Source organism: Streptomyces sp. PTL18, assembly GCF_059510295.1.
Genome location: NZ_JCAJZO010000003.1, coordinates 433,728 through 457,264, shown reverse-complemented (window position 1 = coordinate 457,264; position 23,537 = coordinate 433,728). Strand labels below are relative to the sequence as shown.

The following is a 23,537-nucleotide window of genomic DNA, read 5'->3' as shown; positions in this document are numbered from 1 at the left end:
CGAGCCGTGCCTGTCCCGGGCACACCACCGACAGCACGCTGACTGCATGCCGAAATCCCCATCCGGCGGCATCGGACACGTGCCGGTTGCTGTCTACTTCTGTGCGGCCGAATCGGCCGCTGACCGCGAGGCCGAGCGCCGCGCCCGCCACTACGCCGATGCCCGGCACTGGCATGTGGCCGGCACCTGGTCCGACGACGACCCGTGCGTGCCACTGGACGCCCGCCCGGCTTGGGCGGCTGTCACGAGCGCACTGTCCTCCGGCCTGGTCCGCGGCATCGTCGTCGCGGGAATCTCTCACCTGGCTGAAGACGCTGGGCAGTTCGCCGCGCTCGGCGTCCTCATCCGTGACCGCGGCGGCTTCCTCGCCGAGGCGACGTCGCCGCCGGCCCGCCAGACCCCGGGGCAGCACGAGCGCCGCCGCATCTTGCTCGAAGCATCCTCGGGCTGGTGGCTGTGGGGAGACCTCATCCCGGGAGCCGCCTCGTGACCCGAGCACGGGCGGAGGTCGGTGACCTGGTCTTGGACGCTAACGGACGTCACGCCATCGTCACCGACATCAGACAGGGGACCGACTGGGTCCTGCGTCCGGTGTCGGGCAGCCCCACGACTGAGTGGGAGACGGACGAGGCCGGCACCCTCGACGTCATCGAGACGCGCACAGACCGCCTGAGCCGAGAGAAGGCCACCTGATGCGCAGCCGCCACAAGGCCCGTGGCGAGGCCGTCGATTCCGTCGAGCGGTTCTGCGTCGGCGTGTGGTTCACCGGCCACCTCGCTGCCGCAGTCACTCTCGGCACGCTGATCACCAACGACCATCAGGACCTCGCCGCCAGCCAGCGGCCGGCGGTCAGCCAACCGGACGCCAGCCCGGACAAGGCCGACCGCGCGTTCTAGCCCCATGCCCGATGGCGGCCCAGATCAGCCGCAGGGCAGGCAGACGCCGACGGCCCACTCATCGCCCGATCACTTCTCCAGACCACGCCCGGAAGGCGGACCCGCCGTGTACGCATTCGGCATCTGCATCGACCGGCACTACCTCACCCCCGGCCTCGCCACGATTACCTCCCTGGCGGACAGCCTCAGCCCCCGCGCCCGCAAGGCCGCAGCGCTGCGCTTCCTCACCTTCGACCTCGGATCGCCCCAGGTGCAACTCCTGGCCCACCTCGCCAAACGGGTCGGCTTCGGCTCCTTCGCCCTGGCACGCCGCTCCCCGCTCCGCTCCGCACGAATGGCGGACACCTCGTACATCACCGTCACCACCTATCTGCGCTTCGAGTTCACTCCCGAGTTCGTGCGCCGCCCGTACCTGATCTACGTGGACGCCGACGTCCTGGTCCGCGGCGACCTGACCACCCCGCTCCACGCGCTCCACCCCGGCGAGGTCGGCGCCGTACGCGACGAGTTCAACCCGGCAGTCGGCCGCTGTCCCGCCCTGCCGGGTGCCGCGGAACGCTGGCCGCGTCTGAGAGACCGCCCCTACTACAACGCCGGTCTCCTGTGGGCTCACACCGCCGATCTGCCACGTATCCGCCGCGGCGTCGAGCAGGCCCTGGCCAGACACCGGCAGCACATCCTCCACAACGACCAGGACGCCCTGAACCTATGGTTCCTCCACACCGGCCGCGTGCGGGCGGCCGACGCCGCATACAACCGGTTCGAGGTGGGCCGGTACCTCGAACGCGGCGACTGGGTACGCCGCATCATCGCCCGCCCCTTGCGGCCGGACCCATCCGCCCGCCTCATCCACTTCGTGGGCCCGGAGAAACCGTGGCAGGCAGACTGTCCTGGTACGGACGACGTACGCGAGTACCGCACTCTCCTGAAGCGGACCCTGCGACACGTCCGCGCGCTGGGCGCCGCCCATCCCGAGCCGACGGGGCTTCGATGACCCTGCCGCCCGCCATGGTCTCGCGTGCGTGCAGCGCCCTCCTCGGGACACCCGCCCGGACTGCGGAGCGCCTGTCGGCGGGCTCCCGGACGGCCGTGTTCCGGGCCGGCCTCAGCGACGACCGAAGCGTGATCGTGAAGCTGTACGACCACACCACCCGCCGCAACGCGCTGACCGAGGCCACCGCCATCCGCGCTGCAGGAGTCGCTGTGCCCGTCCCGCAGGTGCTCGGCAGCGGCACCATCTCCAGCGAGGGGGCCACCGCGCTCATCACCTCTGACCTCGGCCGGCACACCCTGGGTGCCGCCGTTCGTTCCGGCCACATCCCGCATACCCAAGCCCTCAAGGACCTCGGCGGACTCCTCGCACGCCTGCACCGAGCACCCGTCAGGCAGGCGGTGCCCCGCCGCCCGTTCTTCGACTCGGTCTCCTCCCTGGCCCGCCGCTGCCCACCCGACCTGCTGAACCGGATCGGCCCCGCCCTCGCCGTCATCGCCGACACGCCGGACAGAGCACCCAGCGTGTGGTGCCACGGCGACATCCACTTCGAGAACGTCGTCCTCTCCGGCCCGCGCGGCACGCGTTACCTGGTCGACTTCACCGATGCCGCGCCGGGCCTGCGAGAAGCGGACGTCGCCCACGCCCTCGTCATGACCGCGACCCACACACCGTGGGACCGCCGCACGCTGCTCGACGCCTACGCAGCACCCCTGAACGATGCCCGGCTTTCGGCGTGGGTGGTGGTCCATACCGCGCGCTGCTGGGTCCACGCCTCGCCCGGCACCAGCCGCCGCTTGTGGTCGGACCGCTTGGCCGACCTGAGCCGTCAGACACCGCACCTCTTCCGCACGCTACGCAGCGAAGGGACACCCCGATGACCAGCCCTGGACTGACGGTGGTCATTCCAGCCCACAACGAAGCGACCTATCTGCCCCGCTACCTCCCCACCGTCCTCGCCTCCCTCGAACGCTGGCAGGAGACGAGCGGCGAACGAGGGGAGGTGATCGTGGTGAACAACGCCTCCACAGACACCACCGCCGACATGGCCGCCTCCTTCGGCGTCCGAGTGATCAGCGAGACCGTCCGCAACATCGGCCGGGTACGCAACACCGGCGCGGCTGCCGCCGAAGGCCGCAGGCTGTTCTTCACGGACGCCGACGTCGCCCTGCCCATGGAAGCGATCACCGCCGCGGCCACCGCCATGGACAACGGCGCCGTCGGCGGGGCCATCCCACCCCTCTACACACCCAAGCGGCTCGGCGCACGACTGCTCTGCGCCTACTGGGACCACTACCGCACCAACCACGGCGGCGCACAAGGCGTCGCCCAGTTCGCCACCGCAGCGGCCTTCCACGCGGTCGGCGGATACCGCGACGACCTGTTCATGAGCGAGGACGTGGAGTTCTTCCACCGCCTCACGACACACGGCCGCACCAAGAACGCACCGGTCGTGATCCTCGACGAGCTGCGCGTACGCCCCTCCACCCGCCGCTACGACCAGTGGTCCAGCCTCCGGATGCTGTGGTGGCAGAACCCCGTCACCGCCCGGCTGCGGCTCAACTCGCCACGCATGTGGCGCCACTGGTACCAGACCACCGTCCGATGACCCCGGAGCCCACCATGACCGTGACGCCGCCCGTGCCTAACGCGAAAGGGATCTACACCTTCCCCGACGACCTCATGCACACCCACCAGCGGTGGACCGAGCACCTGTCCGAACGCCACCGCGCCCACGACCACAGGATCATCGAACTCAAGGCCCCGCATGGCGGGCATCGCTACCTCATCGAGATGCGCCGCCCGGCCGGCCGCCCGGTGCTCGCCATCGAACCGCACCACGACGACTTCGCCCTGTCCGCCTCCGGAACCTTCCTCGCCCATACCCGACCGCTCACCGTGGCCACGGTGTTCACCCGCTCCACCAGCGTCCACCCAGCTCTGGAGAACACGTACAGCACCGAGTCCGCCGTATCCGACCTGCGCAACCGGGAAGGCGCCGCTGCCTTGGCACCCTTCGCCGCCAACCGGATCCTCCTGGGCCATAAGGACGCCGAACCCCCCTTCCGCCCGTTCGACCAGGACCGCCTGAACCGGATCACGGACGAACTCCGCGAGATCGTCCAAGCCCATCCCGGCGCCGAACTCCTCGCCCCTGCTGCCGTCACCCGCCACCCCGACCACCTCCTCGTACACGCGGCAGCAGTACGACTCGGATGCCTCTGGTTCTGGGAGGACCTCGCGTTCTGGCCCACCTACGCCCTGGCCGGCTGCGACAAGCACCTCTTCCGAGCACGCACCTGCCCCGCCCTGGTCCCCGAGCTCGTCGACATCACGCACGTCGTGCTCGACAAGGTCACGGTGCTGCACATGCACGGCTCGCAGATGCACCCGGCACGGAAGATGTACAGGCCGATCCGGCACGCCTGGACCACAGCGGCCGACCTCCTGAGCCGCACGGGAACCTTCGCCGAACGCTTCTACCGGACGGAGTCGCTGTGAAGATCATCGCGCTCGAAGGGCCCTCATACTCCGGGAAGTCCACCGCGATACACCACCTGCGCACACGCGGCATCGAGGAGCGGGCCTTCGTCTCGGACTGCTACGTCCAGCACATCGCCCGTCGCACCGACATCCCGCCCGCCCGCACCGCATCCGCAGCCGAACAGCTCGCCGCGTTCGAGACATTCATGGGCATCGAAGGCGCTCGCGTGCGCCGGGCACTCGTCGGTGCCAAGCCCGTCGTCCTCCTCGATCGTTCGGTGGACACCCTCCTGGCCCATGCCCACGCGCTCGACGCCCTGTTCGGCTACGACGTCCACCACCGTCTGCGCGACCGCCTCCAGGAGCTGCCGTTCCTGCGCCCCCACCACACCCTCTACCTGGACGTGTCGGCCGAAGAGCTGGCCCTGCGCCGCAAGGCGGCCGGGCACACAGCGGCGGAGTCCGAATACTTCCTCCACGAGCCGGCGTTCCTCGCCCACACGCGTGACTACTTCGTCTCTCCATCGCAGCCGCCGGTATCGCGGGAAGTGACCGTCATCCCCGCCGACACCAGCCCGGACGCGGTCGCGCACGCGGTGGAAGCCCTCGTCACGTACTGGACCAGGTGACCGGCCCATGCCCACAGCCCTCTTCGCATGGCGGCGCACCCCGCCACCGCTCCTCATCGGCGGAGCCGAGGTCACCCAGCAACTCCTCGCCGAAGAACTCACGGCAGCCGGATGGCACACGGTTTACCTCGGCTCCCACCAAACGCCCTGGCACCAGACCCCACAGATCGTCCAGGTGCGGACCTTCCTCGACGAGCACGACACCGCGTACGAGGAGTCCCAGGCGGAGCTTCGATACCAGTGGAACGGAGTGGACTGCATCGCAGTACCGCAGCAGCGGATCATGTCAGCTCTGTGGAGCCTGCTGTCCCGGGTGCGGCCGGATGTGGTGTTCACCTCGCAGGAAGGTGCGGCCGACATCGCTGCCCGAGCCCGCCCCACCGTCCTCGTCGCAGGCATCCTGCACTCGGTGTCCAGGACGGGACTGGGTGTCCTCGACGGCCGTCCGCACCATGGACTGGCCGTCTCCGAGTTCGTTCTCCGACGTGCACCCCGGCGCGACGGCACCCGGCTGTCCGTCCTCTACCCGCCCTTCACACCGCCGGAGCCGGGGCAGCGCCGCCGAGAGCGGACCAGGGCCGTGCTCATGGTCAACCCGATCCCGGCGAAAGGCGCCGACCTCCTGCACCTGCTCATCCGCCACATGCCCGAACAGAGCTTCACGCTGGTGGAAGGCTGGTGGAACACCGCCGAACAGTTCGCCGGCTACCCCAACGTGACCTACGTGCCGCGGGTCTACGACATGAGTCCCCTTTACCGCAGCCACCGTCTCCTGCTCGTGCCCTCCACGGTGGAGGACGCCTTCCCCCGCGTGATCATCGAAGCTGCCCTGCACGGGACCCCGAGTATCGGCACCGACCGTGGCGGCATCCCCGAAGCCATAGACAATGCGGGGATACTGCTCTCCGCCGAGGCCAGCGCGAAGGAGTGGGCGGAGGCCATCCGCGCCGCCGATCACCACACCCTGGGGGAGCAGGCAAAGCGACGAGCGAGCACCTTCACCCGCCCCCGCCTGCCGGACCTCGAACGCCTTGGGATCTACCCTGCGGCGAACGCGTCCTCGACCTGATCAAGCCGATCCGTCCACCAGTGCAGCAGTGCCTCGTCCGCAGTGAACAGGTCGTCGAAGGAGAAGTCACCGCGGTCGTAGTGGAACTCCAGCTGCCAGAAATCCGTCATCCGCTTCCACCACAGCCGCCGAGCACCATCCACCAGCGCAGACGGTTCCAGCGGCACCACGGACCGGTAGCCCTCGACGAACGCAGACACCCGCGCAAGGTCGAACATCCCGCCCACGCCGAACTGCACCTGCGCCGTCCGTACGACCTCTTCCGCGTACGGACGCACCGCGATCCGGTCCCAGTCCAGGATGGCGGCAAGTCCCCCGCCTTCCCAGAGCAGATTTCGGTACTGCACGTCGCCATGCGTCCACCCGTGGTCACCTCCAGGCGTCCCCGATCGCGGACGGTGATCGGCGTACTTGAAGATGAGGGCCTGCCGGTGGTCCAAGGAGGCAGCAGCTGCTTGGTCGAAGTCGCTGCCTGTGCCCTTGTCGCTTACGGCCGCGGTCAGCCGCTCGGCCTTCTCCACCGCTCGCTCTGGCGACGTGACGTCCGCGGTGATCGTCTCTGGCACGCCGGGGAGCAGCCCTCGATCGCAAGCCCTGCCCAGGCTCACATGCAGACGCCCCAGGTGCGCGCCCAGCGCACTCACCCGGGCTGGGCTGAGATCAATACCCCGGACATGTGAGCCAGCCACCCACGGAAACAGGCACCAGGCACCACCCCCGACCTGAGCCACCGGCGAACCCGAGGCCGTGGGGACTGGGGCACTCACCGGGACACCGTCGGCAGCGAGGGCCGCCAGCACGCCGAGATTGCGCTGCAACCGCTCCAGCGAGACATCCGTGACCCGCTTCAGAGCGAACCTTCCGGCGGAGGTGTTCAGCCTCCAGTTGGCGTTCATCAACCCATCAGCGAGATAAAGACGCTCCCGCACGTCTCCGAGACCAAAGGCATCGATCAGCTCTCCGAGCACACTGTCGGCGATATCGCTTCGGGCCGCCACGGTGGCATCAATCACCCCACGGACGATACGCGAGCACACCCCATCCCAGCACGACGATCACTCGAACGCCCTCCTCGCTCCCTGAGCGGCTTGATCTCCGACGTCGGTCGCGTGCTGGCCCCCGGCATCTCGGGCAGGCGATATGTGCCCGATCCATACTCAAGGTGGCACCACCCGGTCATATAGTCGCCGAATGCGAGTTACCGACGTCACCATGCCTACTGGCATCGCAGCGCGTCCTCAAGACGACCGCGGGTACCCCGTCCCGGCGATCACCCCATGGGAGGACGGAGCCCCGCAGTTTGCTAACACCAGCATGCGCCGGGTGTTCCTGTGCGTCGAAGAGCGTCGATGCACAGTCTGTGGCAAGGAGATGCAGCCAGGACCGGTGTGGCGGGTCGTCGACGGAGACGAGGCCAGGATGATCAGCGCCGTACTGGGTGTCGGGAAGGAGTTCCTCAACTCAGCGCCCACCGGCGAGGCCCCGGGCCATCGGACGTGCATGATCTACGCTGCGATGGTCTGCCCCTTCCTGAGCAGCCCGGAAGGCCGCCGAGGCGAAGCCTCGGACATGTACGGAGCCAACCTACCCAAGGGGGACGCCCGGGGTAGCGGAGGCGCGATAGTGGCCTACAACGACTACGCGTTCAAGCAAACCGCAGCTGGCCCCGGAGTCGTCTACGGCGCACCCATCGAGATCATCAACTACAACCGCGCTGCGGACCTGCAGGACGAACTCACCGCCGCTCTCGCAAACGACGAGACAATAACTGGGAAGGCCCCTGCGTGGCTCGGCGAGGATGAGCAACTGATGGACTCGGCGTTCCGCCGAGCCATGCTTTCCCCGGCAGAGCGCAGAGCCCTGGCGGCACAAAAGCGAGCCGCGCAGGCCAGGAAGCGGCAGCAGAAGCAGGCAAAGGCATCGCGCAAGAAGAACCGGTAGCCAGGATCACCTTGAGCACTGGTCCTTGGCAGTCAGTGGGCCTGGCACCGCCAGCCGAAGGGGCACTATGGAACCCCGCAGCGCAGCATCTGTAGGCGGAGACTTCCCGTACACGGCGAAGGGCGCTGTGCTACATCGAGGTAACCAAGGACGGGACGGTGTCCCACGGCGTTGATGCCAGCACTTACGAGCGGGCTCGCAGCGGGGAGGCCCGGCTGTCTCGGCGACGGCCCAACTCGCGGCCCTTGGAGGCGCAGGGGCCTTGTCCGAGTCGGCGACGGACCAGGCCATAGGTTCGCAGGTTCGAACCATTGGCCGTAGAGGAAGATGGCCGTCGTGACGGGTGACAGGAGTGCACTGAGTGAACTGCTTCATCGTGCCGGCCTGGAGGTAGTCGGGCACGGCCGGGTCTCCGATGCGCGGCCCGCAGCGGCCGCCTGGCGGCCGGTGATCGCAGGGAACGCAGAGCCCACGCTCGCTGTGCCGAACAGCCATCCCGACCTGGTCGCCGAGTTGAACCAGCAGTGGCACCGGCTCGCTGTCGAACACGACGTGATCAACACCGACGGGGAGTTCCTGATCAGCGTCGCCAACCAGGGCTGCACATGCTGCGAGCGCGGCCACTGGACCAGAGTGCGGTTGGCGGAGCGCTGGGATCTGGCCGGGTTTCTCGGCTCGAAGCCGGGCCAACCGGAATTCGTGGCCATGTCCCTGGACGGAGAGAGTGTTCTGGGCGCCACCACCGAAGAGTACGCGGTCTGGTTCGTCGCCATCGCCCCGTTCACCGACTGGCTGGAATCGTCGGCACAGGCCCGGGCTACGGAGAGTGCGCAGGAGCGCAAGGCCGGCTGGAACACCATCCTGCGGTGGAAGACCGCCCCGGCCGGGCTGCGCGCAGCGTGGCGCGACGGGCTGGCCAGGAACCGCGCCGCGCCCGCGCCCGTGCTGCTCCGTCTCCTCGACGTCGGCCCCGAGGAGCGGCTCCCGTCCTGGCTGATCTACCGAGAACTCCCCGAAGACGTGGTCCGGGCCTGGGCCGCGCACCCCGAATGGCGAGTACGCAAAGGGCTGGCAGAACGATGGCTGCTCAACGCCGAACAGCGCGCCGAACTCTTCCACGATCCCGACCCCGGTCATCGGTGGATATTCCTCACGTGCGCCGTGGACTGCCGATCACCACTCACCGATGCGACGTACGCCCAGCTCGCCGCCGATCCCAGCCCGCGCGTACGCGCCGAACTGGCTCTCCACCGCGACCTGCCGGTGCGGCATCTTGCCGCACTCTCCGTCGACCCAGACCCCCAGGTGCGCGTTGCAGCCGCCCCGCGCGCCTGGACTCACCTGGTCCCCTCGGCGCAGGCAGCCCTCCTCGCGGATCCCGACGCCGGGGTACGAGCCGAAGCCGTTCTCAGGCACCACTGCTCCACGCCACTCTCGGCGGCTGACTTCGCCGAGCTCCCCAGCGACAGGCACCGAGAACGTGCCGCCCGTACCTGCATGCTCGCCCGCGAGCTGGCCGAGAACCTGGTCCACGGCACCGAGACCGAACTGCACAGTGCCACGGCGCAAAACCCGAACCTGGACGCCGATCTGGTGGCCCTGCTCGGCCAGGACCCCGACCCCCACGTCCGCTGGCTGGTCTCCATCCGCCCAGACCTCACCGAAGCGGAACGCTCCCGAATAGCGATCGAGTTCGACCCGAAGGCCCGCTGCAACCCGCTCCCGTGGGTCCGGGAACTGGAGGACGACGAAGAGGCCATGCGCCGCTGCGCCACCTCCGCACACGTGATGCTCCGCCGCAGCGCCGCCTGGGCGAAGAACCTGCCACCCGACGTGGTCGACCTGCTGGCGCACGACGAGGACTGGGTCGTCCGGCTCTTCCTGGCCGAACACTGCGCCCAGGCTCCGGCCGACGTACTACTGGAAATGGTGCAGAGCTGGAACGGCTACTCAGCCGCACGGATGGTCGAGCACCCCAACTTCCCCCGGCACGGGACCATGCGCTACGCGGACGATCCCAACCCCCTTACGCGCAAGCTCGCTCTCCTCGATCCGGAGTCGACCGTCGAGCTGGTGGAACAGTTCAGCAGGGACGCGGACCCGGGTGTCCGTTGGTGCGCCCTGCGCGACCAGCGCCTGTCCGGCGAATCCGTGATCCGCCTGCTCGATGACCCGCACCAGGGCATCAGGGACGAAGCAGCGGCCGACCCCCGCCTGCCCACCCGCGTCCTGGCAGCCCTCCTGCGCGACACCGCAACCGCCGCCTGCGCCGCCGCGAACCCGGCTGTTCCCGAAACCGTCATGCAACACCTGCTGGACCGGTAGCCGGGAAGCGCTGTCGGTGCCCGCCGCTATGTTCGGGGCCGTGGCGAACTCCTACACCGTGCTGTGGACCAATGACCTGTGCCGTGAACTTATACGCGAAGGCTTCACAGGGCAGCGCCCGACGGTGCTGTTCGGCGGTCCCCATCAGTCGCGTCCGAGCTTCCGACGTGCCGGCGTCGCGCCTGGCGACCGGATTTTCGCCGTTCGGGCCTGGCAGGCCGCGGTGTACCCGGTCTGCTCGATCGAGGTCCAGCGGATCGTCGACTATGACAGGGCCGGTGCAGAACTGGCCGACGAGGACTACCCCAAGCTGATCCACTGGCGCCCGTTGAAGGGCGGTTGCATCTCCGAGGTCGTGCTGGGGCCGCCCGGTAGTCCGCTCAGGTTCGACCGGCCGCTGCCCGGAGAGCACCTGGAACACCTCAGCTTCACCTCGCGCCGGGGTGAGCGGAAGCTCAAGTACGTCGAGGACGGCCGGCTCCTGCGGGCGCTGAGCTTGCAGGGGATCTACCGGCTCGCGCCAGAGTCCGCAGACATCATCGCCCGGCATCTCAGCATCGAAGAGGCAGTTGCATGAACGACCTGTCCGAGCTCCTGCTGCGTGTGCGTGACCGCGCTGTGCGGGAGGCAGGGGCCATTGCCCCGTCCGTCAGCGAACAGGACATCGCCGACGCCGAGCATGTACTCGGTTTCAGCCTGCCGCCGGTGCTCCGCCTGCTGTACCTCCAGGTTGCCAACGGCGGCTTCGGCCCCGAGTACACCCTTCTGCCGCTCGTCGGCGACGGGCGAACCGCCGTATCCGAGTACGGGCCGCTCCGAGACGCTCGCTCGGAATACTGGCCGCGCGGCGTGCTGCCGATCCTGGACTGGGGCTGCGGCATGTACGCCGCTGTCGACTGCCTGGCCCCCGACGCTCCCGTTCTCCTCTTCGAGCCGAATGCCGGCCCTGACGACTGGGCCGACGCGTGGTTCCTGGACTCGCCGTCCGTGGCCCAGTGGCTGGCCTCCTGGCTGGACGGGACCGGCTGGTGGGAGGAGGAGGTCATGATGGCCGAGGACGGGTTGCAACCCACGCCCTGGCTCGACGCCGCACGCCGCCTCGCGGCGTGCGGCTGAGAAGTCGCACGAGACATTGACCTGCAAGACGATCGCTCTGGTCGAAGTGGCTGTCCTTGCCGTCCTGCTGTACCAGTCGCCCACTGGCGCCTGGCCAAGGTGGAGGAGCGCTGGAGCGCCCGCACCGCAGACACCGGCTGACGGCACGCCGTACTGCCGTAGCTGCCATCAGACCAGCCGCATCCTCGGCCAGCCGCTGCGTCCCCCCGGCGTACGACGGGGTGTGCATCTGCAAGCCGACGCGCTGGGGGGACATCCCGCACCTGCAGGTGCGGGAACGCAGCGGAGCAGCCGGGCCCCGCGCAGCATCCCCGTGCGGGCTCGTGCCCAAAGCGTGCCCATAAGACCGGACAACCACGGTGAACAGCGGTGCGAAACCAGCGCTCCAAACTGCCGCGTAGGCGGCGTATTCCCAGGTCAGGAGCAGTGCCGCCACTCAAGCGCCGTCGCTTCCCAAGCTGAGAGCGCGAGTTCGATTCTCGTCACCCGCTCCATGCGAAACCCCCAGGTCAGAGACCCGGGGGTTCTTTGTTGTCCAGACCGGTGAGCGGCGGACCCACCACAATCGCACCATGAGGCCGCTGTCAGCTACGGGTGGGCTTCTCGTTGTGGTGCGTGCGGTCGCCGCTGTGGTTCTTCGCACGCTCGGCGCGGACCATGTCGTCGAGCCCGGCCGCCACGTCCCGCTGCGAGTTTCAGCTCGCGGAGGTTCGTACCAGGTCGGCGTACAGGATGATGTTGTCCGGGCGGTGGCCCGCGCGCAGGTCGCCGCCGCAGGTGATGACGCGCAGTTCGGGGCGGGAGGTGTCGCCGTACACCCGCTGGGTGGGGAAGTGTTTCTTGTCCACCTGCTGCAGGGTGCGTACCTCGAAGACGGCGGTGGAGCCGTCGGCGCGGTCGACGGTGATGGTGTCGCCGGGACGCACGCGCGCCACGTTGCGCAGGACGGCGGGCCCGTTGACGGTGTCGAAGTGGCCGATGAGTACGGCCGGACCCGTCTGGCCGGGGGTGACGCCCTCCCGGTACCAGCCGATGCGGTCGGCCTGAGCGACGGACGGCACCTGGACGGTTCCGTCGGCGGCCAGGCCGAGTTGGAGGACGGGGGAGGTGTCGACGCCGGCGGCCGGGATGCGGACCCGCACGGGGGCGGATGCAGGCAGCGGAGCCGGTGAGGACGTGGGCGAGGACGCGGATGCGGGCGACGGCGGTGGGGCGGAGACGGTGATGTTCGCTGCCGGGCCGTGCGCGGCGGGCGCCGTGGTGCCGGAGTGTATGGCGATGACCGTCATCCAACCGCCGACGGCCAGTGCTGCCGCCGCCGTGGCCGCGATCCAGCGCAGGCGACTGCGGGAGGGCGGGGGCGGGGCGTCCTGGGCTGGGGGCGCGTTCATCGGGGTTCCTCGGGGCTTCCTGGCTGTCCTGGGGGGAGTCGCCTGGGGGAGACGTGGAAGGCGGGCCGCCGGTGACGACCGGTGGCCCGCCAGGTGCGGTGGTGACGCAGGATCAGACACCGGCGCGGCGGCGGCGCACCACGTAACCGAGGCCGGCCACACCGCCCGCGGCCAGGACCGCTCCGCCCGCCAGCAGCGCGGTGTCCTGCGAGCTGCCGGTGCCCTCGGCGCCCGCGGCAACGGCACCGGTGGGGACGACCTTGGTCTGGGTGGCCGTGGTGGTCTGCGTGGTGCCCTCACCGGCGCCGGTGCCGGTGCCGGTGTTCACGCAGCCCTTGGGCAGCTTCGGGAAGGGCGTCGTGCGCCAGGGGGAGTCGCCGCCCTGGTTGTTGTCCAGGAAGAGCGGGGCGGTGCTGTAGGCCTTCTCGATCTTCAGGCCGTTGACGGTGTCCTCCGGGCGGTTGCGGTCCACGGTGGACACCGCCCTGCCCTTGCCGTCCTTCAGCACGGCCTTCGGTCCGTTACGGAGGCTGTTGGTCAGGTCGACCGTCCAGCCGCCGAAGCGGGAGGGAATGGTCTGCATCACGGTGCACTTGCCGATGACGGTGACGGTACCGGTGCCGGTACCGGCGGCCGACCCGGACCCCGTCCCCGTGCCGGAACCGCTGCCCGTGCCCGTCCCCACGCAGTCCTTCGGCAGGGCCGGGAACGGCGTCTGGTGCCACGGCGCCGGGTCGCCCTGGGAGCGGTCGAGGAAGAGCGGGGAGGTGGTGTCCGCGTTCTTGATCTTGAGGCCGTTGGCGAGGTCCTCGGGGTGGGCGCGGTCCACGGTGGACACCGTCTTGCCCTTGTCGTCCTTCAGTACGGCCTTGGGGCCCGCCGAGAGGCTGTTGGTCAGGTCGACCGTCCAGCCGCCGAAGGCGGAGGGGATGGTCTGCGTCGCGGTGCAGTGCGTGTCTGTGCCGGACTGGCCGTCGGCGGCGAAGGCGACGGCCGGCGTGAGCAAGGCGCCGGCGAGAGCGGCGGTGGCGACGGCGGCACGGAGGGTGAGGCGGTGGCGCGCGAGCACGGCAGACATGGTGATCCCCCCAGGGATGACACAGGGATGACAAGAGTGGTGAAGCATGGAGATCGCCCCGCGGTTCTCCGTCCGGCCCCCGGTTTCGGCCCTTGCGGTGTGCGATGCGGTTAGTGTGACTGATCACATAACCTTGATCGATACGGGAACCGTCACCACCGTGTAACAGCGCGCTCAAGCGCTGGTCGCCTGCGTGTCCAACCGCGTGACAACGAGGACGTACAGCGGCGGACAACTGCGGACACCCAAGAACCGTCGCCGCCGGCGAGGAGGGCACAGAGCCGAGGCAGAGCACTCGCCCGAGTTGCTTCGGGACGAAGAGATCCCGGGTGCAAATCCCGCATCGAAGCGGACAGGCTCACGTCGTCCTTGTGCTCGATCATGCCGATCATGGCGTCGACGCTGACGGACAGATGCCCGGAGACCGACATGCCCACGGTGCCCGAGGCTTCAGGGCGTACGGCCCGGACGTCTCGTCGGTCGAGGGTGAGCATCGCGTCCGTGTCGTGGTCGGCGGCGAGCGCCACGTTCACCGCGTCGGTGAGGTCGAGTTCCAGCGCGCGGTAGCGGACACGGACGGGCTGGGCGGCACTCGGATCCGCCGCCTTGCCGTTCTCCCTCAGCCGTGCCCGCTCCGGCCGCGAAGGCGGACCACCGTAGCGGATGCGAGACCGGCGAGCGGAAAGGCGATCAGCAGTGCGACGAGCGTGAGCGTCACGGTGTGGCCGGGGAAGAGGGACAGCCGGTGTGCGTCGCGGTGGAACGCATGCCGCAGGAACTGCCGTGGCGGAAGGCCCACCATCCCCAACTCCACCCGGAGGCTGAACGCCCACGACAGCACCAGCCCGAACACCACCGCGCCCAGCGACGAGCCGAGCACGGACACGATGCGCGTCGACCGGTGGCTTCGCAGCACGAACCGCCACGCCAGGGCGGCCAGGGCCATCCAGACCACGCACGCCCAGCTCAGCAGGGTCATCAGCCCCCACCACACGCCGCGTGTCGGCAGGCTCAGGCCGAAGATACCCGGCCCCAGGAAGGCGTCCTGGTCGGTGAGGAGTCCCGCGGCTGCAATGCCCGCGCCCACGGCCAGACCGAACAGTTGGGACCTGGCCAGCGGGCGCAGGCCGTGTCCTGCGAGGAGCGTCCGCCACACGGCCAGGGCCACCACGGCACCTGCGGGGACGACGGCCACGGGCAGCGACGTCATGGCACCCAGGGGCAGCTCCCGCATGGTGAACGGCACGCCCAGGCGCGCCAACCCCCGTGAGACCTTCTTGAGCACCGGGGCCCAGGTGAGGCCGATGGTGAGACCGACGGCGAAGCACTGCCATGCGCTCGGGGCAAGTGCCAGGGCGGGATCGGCGATCGCCCGGCGGCGTGCCGCCGGCAGTGGATGGAACGCGCGCAGACGGCGCCACAACCGCCCCCACCACGACCTCCGGCGTGCGGACGTGCCGGGATCGTCACCGCGCTCCACCCTCTCGGCGGCCGCGAGCACCGCGGACAGCGGTTCCCCGCTGCCGCTCCAGTGCGCGGCGCGGACGTCGGCGAACAGCTCCCGTTCACGCAGGACGGCGTTGTGGTTGAGGAGGACCACGATCGCGAGGGCGATCAGCTGCCCCCAGAAGCCGACCGCTCCCAGCGGTGACTGGTCGGCGCCGTCGATGTCGCTGTGGAAGAGCAGCAGGGGAGGCACCAGCAGAACGCCCACGAACACCCGCCAGAGAGTCACCGTGAGGTGGCTGACGTCGAGGTCGCCGCCGCGGACATGGGCGAGCTCGTGGAGCACGATGGCGCGGAACGCCGGCCGGTCGGTCCGGGCCAGCGCCATCAGTCCCCGGTTGAGCACGACACGGCGTCCGCCCACGTGTCCGAAGGCGAGGCCGCCGATCGCGCGGTTGAGCGGATCGCCGAGGAACCGCACCCGGATGCCTGCCGTCCGCGCCAGGTCCGCGAGTTCGGGGCTCAGCTCCGGAATGCGGTCGATGCGCACGAGGCCACGGCGGAGGATGATCCCGTAGGGGGCGAGCCAGTACAGGACCAAACATCCGGCCCCGACCACGATGAGGACGGCCAGCTCCGGCGGGATCGGCAGCGGGTTGGGCGGTATGAAGCACTCGTCGTGGTACGCAAAGAGCGTGGCCAGTTCCTTGTTCGCATCCGGCCCCTTCGCGGCGGCGAACAGCATCCCCCGGCAGCGGCTCGAACTCATCAGCGGACTCGGCGGAACCGTATCGGCCAGCAGGCCCGCCAGGTCGGCGGCGGCCGCCACGACGGAGACGGCCATCAGCAGGAACCGTGGCCAAAGCGCCGCGGGCACCGCGAACGGATCGGCAGCCACGGCGGGCCGCCGGCTCACTCCGGCACCTGTTCGCCCATCGCGATCCTGCCCACGATGGCCGCCGCCATCAGCTCCGCCTGATCGTGCTGGACGCCCAGCCTCTTCGCCTCGTGGTAGGCGACACTGCGGATCTCGCGCAACACTGCCTGGCTCAGCGGTACCGCGTCGGTGGGAAGAGCGTCGGCCGCCTCGCCGCCGACCGCTTCGCCGTCCTCCCCGGCGCGGCGGCCCGGGCGCAGTCCACCGAACAGGCGTTTCATCCACTCGCCCAGCACTCCCGACGACTCCTGGCGGGCGGCCTGGACCGTCTGCGCTGCCAGAAAGGTCACGACGGCCTGGGCCGTTCCCAGGGCAGTCATGGTCATCGCCGACACCGACTCGCCCAGGCCGAAGCCCAGCATGTCGTCGGTCCTCCGGTCCCGCCGCCCCCGCCACGGCCGCCGAAAGTACACCGCAGCCGTCGTCTCCAGCAGCCAGAGCTCCTCCGGGGCCACCGCATCGACCGCGCACCGCGCCAGCAGGACGGTGTCCTGCTGCCCCCACGTCCGTCCCATCACACTCCCGGATCGCCGGTGATCAATTGACGGCCGGGCCCAGCCCGCCCGGTGAAGCACAACGGATCATCCGATCGCAGTCATAGTGCAATACGCCGCCGAGGCAGCGCAGTGGTTTGACCGAAGACAGCCCGGCGCCACGGCGGACCTGATCACCGCCCCGGCCGGGCACGACGTGCTCTGCGGGCGCCAGGTCGCTGCTCCTGACGACCGTCCGATCACGCCGCCCGGCGAGGCCGGCGCCCTCGGCCGACGCTCCAGCACACCTCCGTGGCCGCTCGGGCGGCCTGTCCGCAGGCGACCGGACGGGCCTCGGCGAAGAGGCTCGCACCCCGTGCCCTCAGCGCGCCCGTCAGAGTGGACAACCACGGTCAACAGTGGTGCAACCCGCCCGGCACGGCCACCCGAGCCAGACCGGGGCGGAGCGGCCTGGTCCAGCAACTCCGCGATCCCCCACGGGGGCCTCTGCCTGGGGAATGGCGCGGCGTTCCACATCACCGCGCCGAGGAGGACGAACCCGATCCCATCGAAGGGATGGGATCGGGTGCGCACCTCCGCCTACTTGAGCGCTGTACCACCCGAGTTGTGATAGGCGATCGTCTTGCTGATCAGGTTTCCGCCGTCGGTCTCGATCGATGTCTGTTCCTGCTGCCCTGCACCGAACAGCAGGCCGGCGATATGCGCGTTCGCCACCTGGTCCATGTGCCCGAACAACCAGTCCACCTTGTCGTCCTTGTAGTGGTTCAGGGTGTTGTTCTGCGCCATGTTGCCCACGGGGATCTGCCACAGGACCACCGGCTTGCCCACGGACTCGGCCATCGTCTTGTAGAACGCCAGACGGGCGGCGGCCTTCTGGTCGGTCCAGAAGGTGTCACGGCCGCCGTGGGCCGGCTGTGCGTACCAGCCTGCATCGCGGTCCGTCACATCGGAGACCAGGAAGTCGGCGTTCTGTGCCCCGAGGTGCGCATAGTCCTTGACGCATTTCTGGGTGCTGTACTCCCAGTCGAAGCAGGAAAGGTGCATCCCCACAGCGGTGTTCGGCGCGTACTTGTGCGCCATGTCGACCAGGCAGCGGGAGAGTCCGGCGGCGCTGTTCTCCTGCGATCCGCAATCCGTCGGATTTGCGCGCGTGACCTGCGCGGGAACCTGGTGTGGATCGCCGAGCGACCGGACGTAGCCCCAGAAGTCGGGCTCAAGGTCGATCATGTCGTGCGAGGTACCGATCTTCTGCAGGAAGAAACGGTAGTCGTTCAGGTACCGGGTGAGCAGGTCGACCCTGTTGATGGCCTTGACCTCGCCCGGACCGTCGCCCTCGCCCGCGAGATCACCGAGGTCGCGCAGCGAGTACCAGGTCCAGAGGAACTTCTGCGGGCGCGGGCTGCCCTTGTACGTCGCCTGGGCCACGTGGGCGTCCGACCAGGTCACGTAGTTGCCGGGCGCCGTGGTGCTGCCGCCCCAGCAGCCCCACCAGTTCGTCCACGCATCCTGACAACGCGATGCCGAATAGTAGTCCGACGACGGCGCGGGCCGGCTGTGCACATAGGCGTACCGCACGTCGAACGGGGCGGAGTTCGCCGAGGCGTCAGACATCGAGCCGCCGATGAGCACCGTGCTCCTCCCCATGAAGCGTTTCGTCGAGCTGCCGTCACCGGCCGTAGGAGGCGACGCCGACGACGGGCGCGTGCCGCTCGGAGCCTGGCTGGTGGGAACGCGGCCGTCCGGCGCGGTGGGCGTGCGGGCCTTGTCGACGCTCCCGGCCGGGACGAGTTGCCATTGCTGATTGGCGCCGCCCCAGTCGCGGTACTGGACGACGTCGCCCCCGTCGGCCTTGGCGGCGTTGCGGACCTCGACTGCCATGCCACTGAAGCGATTGATCAGCCGCAGGTAGCCGTCCGAGGACTTCGCCAGTTTGAACTGCTGGTTGCTGCCGTTCCGGTCGCTCCATTGCACGATGTCGGAGCCAGCGGTCTTCGACCAGCCGAGGTCGTCGAGCACCTTGCCGGAGTTCCGGTTCTGCAGCCGGTAGTACCCGTCGCCCGCGTCAATGAACCGCCACTGCTGGTTGGTCCCGCCGTGGCGCGCCCACTGCACCACCGCCGCGCCGTCGTTCGTGGCGTAGGCGCGGTCATCCAGCACCTTGCCGCTGTTGCGGTTGACCAGCACATACCAAGTCTTCGGATCCACGGTCTGCGCTGAGGCGGTGCTGACCACAACGGCGGAGCCGGCCACGACAGCCATGACCACGGCCGCCCAGAAGCCCCGACGCGCGAACAACCGACGGGCGCGATGCATCGGGCGACCACCGCAGGCGTTGCCGCCGGCACGGCGGCCACCGGCCCGGGACGCCACCGATGACGTGGGTGGGCCAGCGACATGTCTGTGATCTCGTTCAAGGGACAACTCTGTGCTCTCTTTCGCCCGTTGCATCTGACCGGACCACCTGCCCGGACACCACTGAGTGGTCCGGGCAGGCCGAAAAGGTTGCCGCGAAGCCCACAGATTTTTCCGCCTTGACCGCTTCCCCGTCGCCGCGAGGCGCGGCACGGCGACAGGCAGGTCAGCGCCGCAGGGTAAGCAGACCCGGCCGCCACGGCAGTTGGTCGTAGGGGCCGCTCGCGGTAGGCGACTTGCCCTGGTAGAGGAACTGCAGGTTGCAGGGGTCGATGGTCATGGTCTGGTCGGGGTTGTTGCGGACCAGGTCACCGTGGCTGATGTCGTTGGTCCAGGTGGCACCGCTGTTGGCCCTGCCGGCGAAGGGGTGGTCTTCGCCGGCGGCCTGCGGGGTCCACGCACCGCTCAGGCCGGAGGCGGTGAACGAGCGGAAGTAGCGCTGCTCCGTCGCACCCCGGGCCTCAACGATCATCAGGTACTGCTTCCGCCCCTGAACCTTGTAGACCTGCGGCGCCTCGAACAGGTTCTTCGTCGAGTCGCTCATGACCGTCGTGTACGACGAGCCGAAGTTGCCCGGGAAGTTCCCGATCGGCATGCTCGCCCGGTAGATCCTGCCGTTGTCACCGGCGAAGAACAGGTACATGTTCTGGCCGTCACCGATCAGGGTCTGGTCGATCGGAGCGGAGCCCGGGATGCTGCCGGTGAACAGCGGCTGCGGCGCGGACCAGCCGTTGGGGTCGGTGGGGTCGCTCGACGTGCGGTAGATGAAGGGCCACGCACCCCACTGGTAGGCCAGCACCCAGATCTTCTTGGGCGCGAAGTAGAACAGCGTGGGCGCCACCGCGGACTGGCGCATCCCGGTCTGGCCGGCCGACGCCATGTCCGACCAGTTCGTGAAGGGTGCGAACGCCATCGAGCCGTACGACGATCCCGACACGCTCGACGCGTACACCAGGTGCTTGCCGTTGTACACCACGTTCGTGAAGTCCTTCAGCGCGGCCCACCCGTTCGCCGGCTGCGCCAGCGCACCCGTCGACGACCAGCGGTACGTCGACGGCAGAGCACACGAGCCGCCCGTCTGCGTGGGCGTTGTCGGGGTCGACGGCCTGAAGCTCCAGTGCTGGTTGGCGCCGCCGCCCGAGTCCCAGATCTGGACGGGAGTGCCGTTGGAGGTCCGACCGCCGGGGATCTCCAGCGCCCGGCCGCTGGCGACGTTGGTCAGCGTGTAGGAGCCGTCGCTGTTGCGGCCGGCCCGCCAGTGCTGGTTGGCGCCGCCGTTGGCGTCCCAGACCTCCATCCTCGTCCCGTTGCCCGTCTGGTTGCCCGGCTCGTCCAGCACCCGGCCACTGGCGACGTTGGTCAGCGTGTAGGAGCCGTCGCTGTTCCGGCCGGCCCGCCACTGCTGGTTGGAGGCACCGCTGGCGTCCCACACCTGAAGCGGGGTGCCGTTGCCCTTCTGTCCCGCGGGCTCGTCGAGAACGCGTCCGGCGGCCACGTCGGAGAGCGTGTAGACGGTGCCGGAGGCGATGCCCCCGCCCGGCGTGCCGCTGCTGCCGCCCAGGGCGGTGAGTACCGCGCCGTAGGCGGGCTTCTCGTTGCCGGCCGCGTCGAACAGGAGCGGGTTCTCACCGGTACGCCAGGAGTCGCTGTCACGGATGCCCCACACCGTGATGCCGGTGCACCGAGCGACGTTCATGCACGCCTGGACGGCGTTGGCGTACGCCGTCGGTGACGCCTGGGCGATGTCGAGCTCGGTGATCTGGACGTCCACACCGAGCGCGGCGAACCTGGACAGCGTGGTCCGGAAACCGGCCGGCAGCCCGCCTGCGCCGAAGTGGCTCTGGAAGCCGACGCAGTCGATGGGCACACCGCGGGACTTGAAGTCCTTGACCATCGCGTAGACGCCCTGCGTCTTGGCGTCGGTCCAGTTCTCGATGTTGTAGTCGTTGTAGCAGAGCTTGGCCGCGGGGTCGGCGGCCCGAGCGGTGCGGAAGGCTTCCTCGATGAAGCCGTTGCCGAGCACGTCCTGGAACACCGAGCTTCGGTGCCGGCCACTGCCGCCGTCGGCAAACGCCTCGTTGACCACGTCCCAGGCGTAGATCCTGCCCTTGAAGTGGCTCATCTCGGTTGTGATGTGGTTGTCCATCACCCTACGCAGGGTGTTGGCGTCGGTGATGGATCTGACCCAGCCGGGCAGCTGCGAGTGCCACACCAGGGTGTGGCCGCGCACCCGCTGCCCGTGCGCGGAGGCGTGGCTGACGATCGAGTCGGCAGGGGCGAAGTTGAACGACCCGCGGGAGGATTCGGTGGTGTCCCACTTCATCTCGTTCTCCGGGGTGATCATGTTGAATTCCCGGTCGAGAATGGTGGAATACGTCGAGTCGCCGAGCCTGCCCGAGGACACCGCCGTACCGAAGTAGCGGCCGGCGTCGCCCGCTGCAGCGGCCAGCGTGCGGGCGTTCGGCGTGCGTGCGGCCCGAGCGACCAGAGGTACGGCAGCACCCGCTGCGGCGAGGACCAGGGCGGCGGCGATCACACGGCGGGTAGCCGGACGGCGGCGATGAGAGCGGTTCTGATCTGACAACGGCATGTCCTTCTGGCACAGCGGGCCTTGATCCGGCCCTGGTTACCCGTCAGTTGCCGCCACGCACAGAAAGGTTGCCGTGACCGAAGGAGGAATGTCCACGACCGCCGTCACCTTCCCCACCCGGTTCGCCCGCGGAGCTGACCGGCGTCCTCAACGGCACGGCGGTCCACACGGGTGTGCCGGTGCGCCTGGCACGCGCGGGTCTTCGCCGCGGGACGGCATCCAGCCCGGCAACACCTGCCCCGCTGGTACCCGACCGGGAGCGCCTCACCGGGATCTCCTCGACCGTCGAGCTGTACGGCAAGGGGCTCGTCCCCTTGCCGCACAGCGGCGTTCACCGGGTCGGGACGAACCCTCCCCGGACCGACGCGGAGCCGCCTGAACCCTGCGCGTCGACGCGGTAGCCGTCGCCCGCGGCACTGCGCACGCCGGTGCCGTTGTTGAACTGGGCGGCAAACTCATAGCTCCCGGCCGGCACGGTCAGGCCAGGCTTGAGGACCCAGCGGTAGACCAGCGTGCCGTCGGTCTCCTGGGCGGTGACGGTGAAGTCAGCACTCGGCAGGGTCTGCCAGGTGCCGGTGGTCTTCACCCCGCCGGTCTGCACGATCCGCATCTCGACCGTGAGCGAGGTGAGCGGCCGGGTCGTCTTGAGGGCGAGGTTGCTCTGCGTCCAGTAGACGGTGCTGTGCGGGTCCACCGAGCCGGCCGACCACAGCGGCCCGTTCCGGCTCTCGCCGGCGGTCGGCGATGGACCGGTGGCCGACGGAGTCGGGCGCGCGCTGCCCGAGGTGGTGGCCGGGGCCGGCGCGACGGGGGTGGGGCGGCGCGATGTCGGGTGTGGGGAGCTGACCGTCGGGGACGGGGTGGCAGGCGTGGTCACGGTCGCCGGCGGCGACGCGTGCCCGACGATGGCGGCGACGGCGAGGCCGCCGGTCGCCAGGATGCCGGTGGCGGCGAGCCCCGCGAGCGCGACCCTGGTCCCGGACCTCGCGAACGGCCGCGCGCGGTGACGGACGGCGGGGTCGGCCATGCCGCGTTGCACCCGGGCCAGCATCCTCGCACGGTCGGGCCGGTGGGCCTCGGCGGCCTCGCGCAGCCGACGGGCGATCTCCTCGTTCACCGGTTCCTCCTCCCTGCCACCAGGTCCCCGACCGCTCGCGCGCCCAGTATCCTTTCCAGCTCGGCCATTCCCTTCGAGGTCTGGCTCTTCACCGTACCGACCGATATGCCCAGCGCTGCCGCCGTGTCCTTCTCCGACAGGTCGAAGGCGTGCCGCAGCACCACGCAGGCGCGCTTACGGAACGGCAGCCGGTCGAGCGCCGCGCGGACGTCCAGCACGGCCGCCACGTCCGGCCCCTCCACCTTCTCGGAGCTGCGGGCCCAGAACAGCGTGATCCGGAGTCGCTCGCGCACCGCGCTGCGGGTCCGTCCGCGCGCCAGGTTGGCCACCACACCGCGGGCGTAGGCGAGCGGGTGGTCGGCCTGCCGCAACCGGTCCCAGCGCTGCCACAGGGCGACCAGGGCATCCGCCGCGAGGTCGTCCGCCGCGTCGGCCTCGCCGGTCAGGAGGTGCGCCAGACGGGCGAGTTCGGCATAGTGGCGTTCGAAGAATTCGTTGAACTCTGCGGACGCGTCGTCGAGGAGCATCCCTCCGTCGCCCTCTCCTGGCAATGCTGTGCGCGTTGGTTGCATGTTTAACAACAGGGGGCGCAGCCTAACAGTGCCCAGCCCGGGATTCGAA

At 69.5% G+C, this 23,537-nt stretch carries 22 protein-coding genes and 1 pseudogene; 13 read left to right on the top strand and 10 right to left on the bottom strand.

Annotation, left to right across the window (positions count from 1 at the left end; translation table 11 throughout):
- The first annotated feature begins 46 nt into the window (after nucleotides 1-46).
- The 9 genes from AC5WS8_RS09030 (at nucleotide 47) to AC5WS8_RS08990 (ending at nucleotide 6,069) form a co-directional block, all read left to right on the top strand.
- On the top strand, nucleotides 47-490 hold the full coding sequence (locus AC5WS8_RS09030; protein WP_496102771.1) for a recombinase family protein: 444 nt from the start codon (nucleotides 47-49) through the stop codon (nucleotides 488-490).
- Nucleotides 487-693 carry a hypothetical protein gene (locus AC5WS8_RS09025; protein ID WP_496102770.1) on the top strand — a complete coding sequence of 69 codons (207 nt, stop codon included), beginning with the start codon at nucleotides 487-489 and terminating at the stop codon, nucleotides 691-693. The genes AC5WS8_RS09030 and AC5WS8_RS09025 overlap by 4 nt, the downstream gene beginning before the upstream one ends.
- On the top strand, nucleotides 693-896 hold the full coding sequence (locus AC5WS8_RS09020; protein WP_496102769.1) for a hypothetical protein: 204 nt from the start codon (nucleotides 693-695) through the stop codon (nucleotides 894-896). The genes AC5WS8_RS09025 and AC5WS8_RS09020 overlap by 1 nt, the downstream gene beginning before the upstream one ends.
- 106 nt (nucleotides 897-1,002) lie before the next feature.
- Nucleotides 1,003-1,890, top strand: coding sequence for a glycosyltransferase family 8 protein (locus AC5WS8_RS09015; protein ID WP_496102768.1), 888 nt, complete (start codon nucleotides 1,003-1,005; stop codon nucleotides 1,888-1,890).
- A complete protein-coding gene (locus tag AC5WS8_RS09010; protein WP_496102767.1) occupies nucleotides 1,887-2,768 on the top strand; it encodes an aminoglycoside phosphotransferase family protein in 882 nt (293 codons plus the stop codon). Before AC5WS8_RS09015 ends, AC5WS8_RS09010 begins: the two co-directional genes overlap by 4 nt.
- Nucleotides 2,765-3,496, top strand: a complete 732-nt coding sequence (locus AC5WS8_RS09005) for a glycosyltransferase (protein WP_496102766.1) — start codon at nucleotides 2,765-2,767, stop codon at nucleotides 3,494-3,496. Before AC5WS8_RS09010 ends, AC5WS8_RS09005 begins: the two co-directional genes overlap by 4 nt.
- Nucleotides 3,497-3,528: 32 nt before the next feature.
- Nucleotides 3,529-4,389: a PIG-L deacetylase family protein gene (locus AC5WS8_RS09000; protein WP_496102765.1), complete on the top strand. Its 861-nt coding sequence runs from the start codon at nucleotides 3,529-3,531 to the stop codon at nucleotides 4,387-4,389.
- Nucleotides 4,386-5,000, top strand: a complete 615-nt coding sequence (locus tag AC5WS8_RS08995; protein ID WP_496102764.1) for a hypothetical protein — start codon at nucleotides 4,386-4,388, stop codon at nucleotides 4,998-5,000. The genes AC5WS8_RS09000 and AC5WS8_RS08995 overlap by 4 nt, the downstream gene beginning before the upstream one ends.
- 7 nt (nucleotides 5,001-5,007) lie before the next feature.
- The gene (locus AC5WS8_RS08990) at nucleotides 5,008-6,069 is read left to right on the top strand and encodes a glycosyltransferase (protein WP_496102763.1); all 1,062 of its coding nucleotides are present in this window, start codon (nucleotides 5,008-5,010) and stop codon (nucleotides 6,067-6,069) included.
- Here the strand turns inward: AC5WS8_RS08990 and AC5WS8_RS08985 are convergent.
- Entirely contained in the window at nucleotides 6,039-7,082 is a 1,044-nt protein-coding gene (locus AC5WS8_RS08985; RefSeq protein WP_496102762.1) for a phosphotransferase, read from the bottom strand. The two genes, AC5WS8_RS08990 and AC5WS8_RS08985, sit on opposite strands and share 31 nt — an antisense overlap.
- Nucleotides 7,083-7,392: 310 nt before the next feature.
- On the opposite strand from AC5WS8_RS08985, the gene AC5WS8_RS08980 reads away from it, so the two are divergent.
- The 4 genes from AC5WS8_RS08980 (at nucleotide 7,393) to AC5WS8_RS08965 (ending at nucleotide 11,451) form a co-directional block, all read left to right on the top strand.
- Nucleotides 7,393-8,010: a hypothetical protein gene (locus AC5WS8_RS08980; protein ID WP_496102761.1), complete on the top strand. Its 618-nt coding sequence runs from the start codon at nucleotides 7,393-7,395 to the stop codon at nucleotides 8,008-8,010.
- Nucleotides 8,011-8,346: 336 nt separating this feature from the next.
- Nucleotides 8,347-10,335: a PE-PGRS family protein gene (locus AC5WS8_RS08975; protein WP_496102760.1), complete on the top strand. Its 1,989-nt coding sequence runs from the start codon at nucleotides 8,347-8,349 to the stop codon at nucleotides 10,333-10,335.
- 40 nt (nucleotides 10,336-10,375) lie between these two features.
- Complete coding sequence (locus AC5WS8_RS08970) at nucleotides 10,376-10,912, top strand: hypothetical protein (RefSeq protein WP_496102759.1); 537 nt, start codon at nucleotides 10,376-10,378, stop codon at nucleotides 10,910-10,912.
- Complete coding sequence (locus tag AC5WS8_RS08965) at nucleotides 10,909-11,451, top strand: SMI1/KNR4 family protein (protein ID WP_496102758.1); 543 nt, start codon at nucleotides 10,909-10,911, stop codon at nucleotides 11,449-11,451. Before AC5WS8_RS08970 ends, AC5WS8_RS08965 begins: the two co-directional genes overlap by 4 nt.
- Nucleotides 11,452-12,146: 695 nt before the next feature.
- On the opposite strand, the gene AC5WS8_RS08960 is transcribed toward AC5WS8_RS08965, so the two are convergent.
- From AC5WS8_RS08960 to AC5WS8_RS08920, 9 genes and pseudogenes are all read right to left on the bottom strand, one after another.
- Nucleotides 12,147-12,842, bottom strand: a complete 696-nt coding sequence (locus tag AC5WS8_RS08960) for a class F sortase (RefSeq protein WP_496102757.1) — start codon at nucleotides 12,840-12,842, stop codon at nucleotides 12,147-12,149.
- Nucleotides 12,843-12,954: 112 nt separating this feature from the next.
- Nucleotides 12,955-13,920: a hypothetical protein gene (locus AC5WS8_RS08955; RefSeq protein ID WP_496102756.1), complete on the bottom strand. Its 966-nt coding sequence runs from the start codon at nucleotides 13,918-13,920 to the stop codon at nucleotides 12,955-12,957.
- A 452-nt stretch (nucleotides 13,921-14,372) separates the two neighbouring features.
- Nucleotides 14,373-14,510: pseudogene (locus tag AC5WS8_RS08950) on the bottom strand (VapC toxin family PIN domain ribonuclease); the annotation flags it as partial.
- 29 nt (nucleotides 14,511-14,539) lie between these two features.
- Nucleotides 14,540-16,210 carry a M48 family metalloprotease gene (locus tag AC5WS8_RS08945; RefSeq protein ID WP_496102755.1) on the bottom strand — a complete coding sequence of 557 codons (1,671 nt, stop codon included), beginning with the start codon at nucleotides 16,208-16,210 and terminating at the stop codon, nucleotides 14,540-14,542.
- 68 nt (nucleotides 16,211-16,278) lie between these two features.
- Nucleotides 16,279-16,818: a hypothetical protein gene (locus AC5WS8_RS08940; RefSeq protein WP_496102754.1), complete on the bottom strand. Its 540-nt coding sequence runs from the start codon at nucleotides 16,816-16,818 to the stop codon at nucleotides 16,279-16,281.
- Between the two features lie 558 nt (nucleotides 16,819-17,376).
- Nucleotides 17,377-19,110 carry an RICIN domain-containing protein gene (locus AC5WS8_RS08935; RefSeq protein WP_496102753.1) on the bottom strand — a complete coding sequence of 578 codons (1,734 nt, stop codon included), beginning with the start codon at nucleotides 19,108-19,110 and terminating at the stop codon, nucleotides 17,377-17,379.
- 265 nt (nucleotides 19,111-19,375) lie between these two features.
- Nucleotides 19,376-21,799: a non-reducing end alpha-L-arabinofuranosidase family hydrolase gene (locus AC5WS8_RS08930; protein WP_496102752.1), complete on the bottom strand. Its 2,424-nt coding sequence runs from the start codon at nucleotides 21,797-21,799 to the stop codon at nucleotides 19,376-19,378.
- Nucleotides 21,800-22,130: 331 nt separating this feature from the next.
- Entirely contained in the window at nucleotides 22,131-22,916 is a 786-nt protein-coding gene (locus AC5WS8_RS08925) for a hypothetical protein (RefSeq protein WP_496102751.1), read from the bottom strand.
- Nucleotides 22,913-23,443, bottom strand: a complete 531-nt coding sequence (locus tag AC5WS8_RS08920; protein ID WP_496102750.1) for a SigE family RNA polymerase sigma factor — start codon at nucleotides 23,441-23,443, stop codon at nucleotides 22,913-22,915. Before AC5WS8_RS08920 ends, AC5WS8_RS08925 begins: the two co-directional genes overlap by 4 nt.
- Nucleotides 23,444-23,537 lie beyond the last annotated feature (94 nt).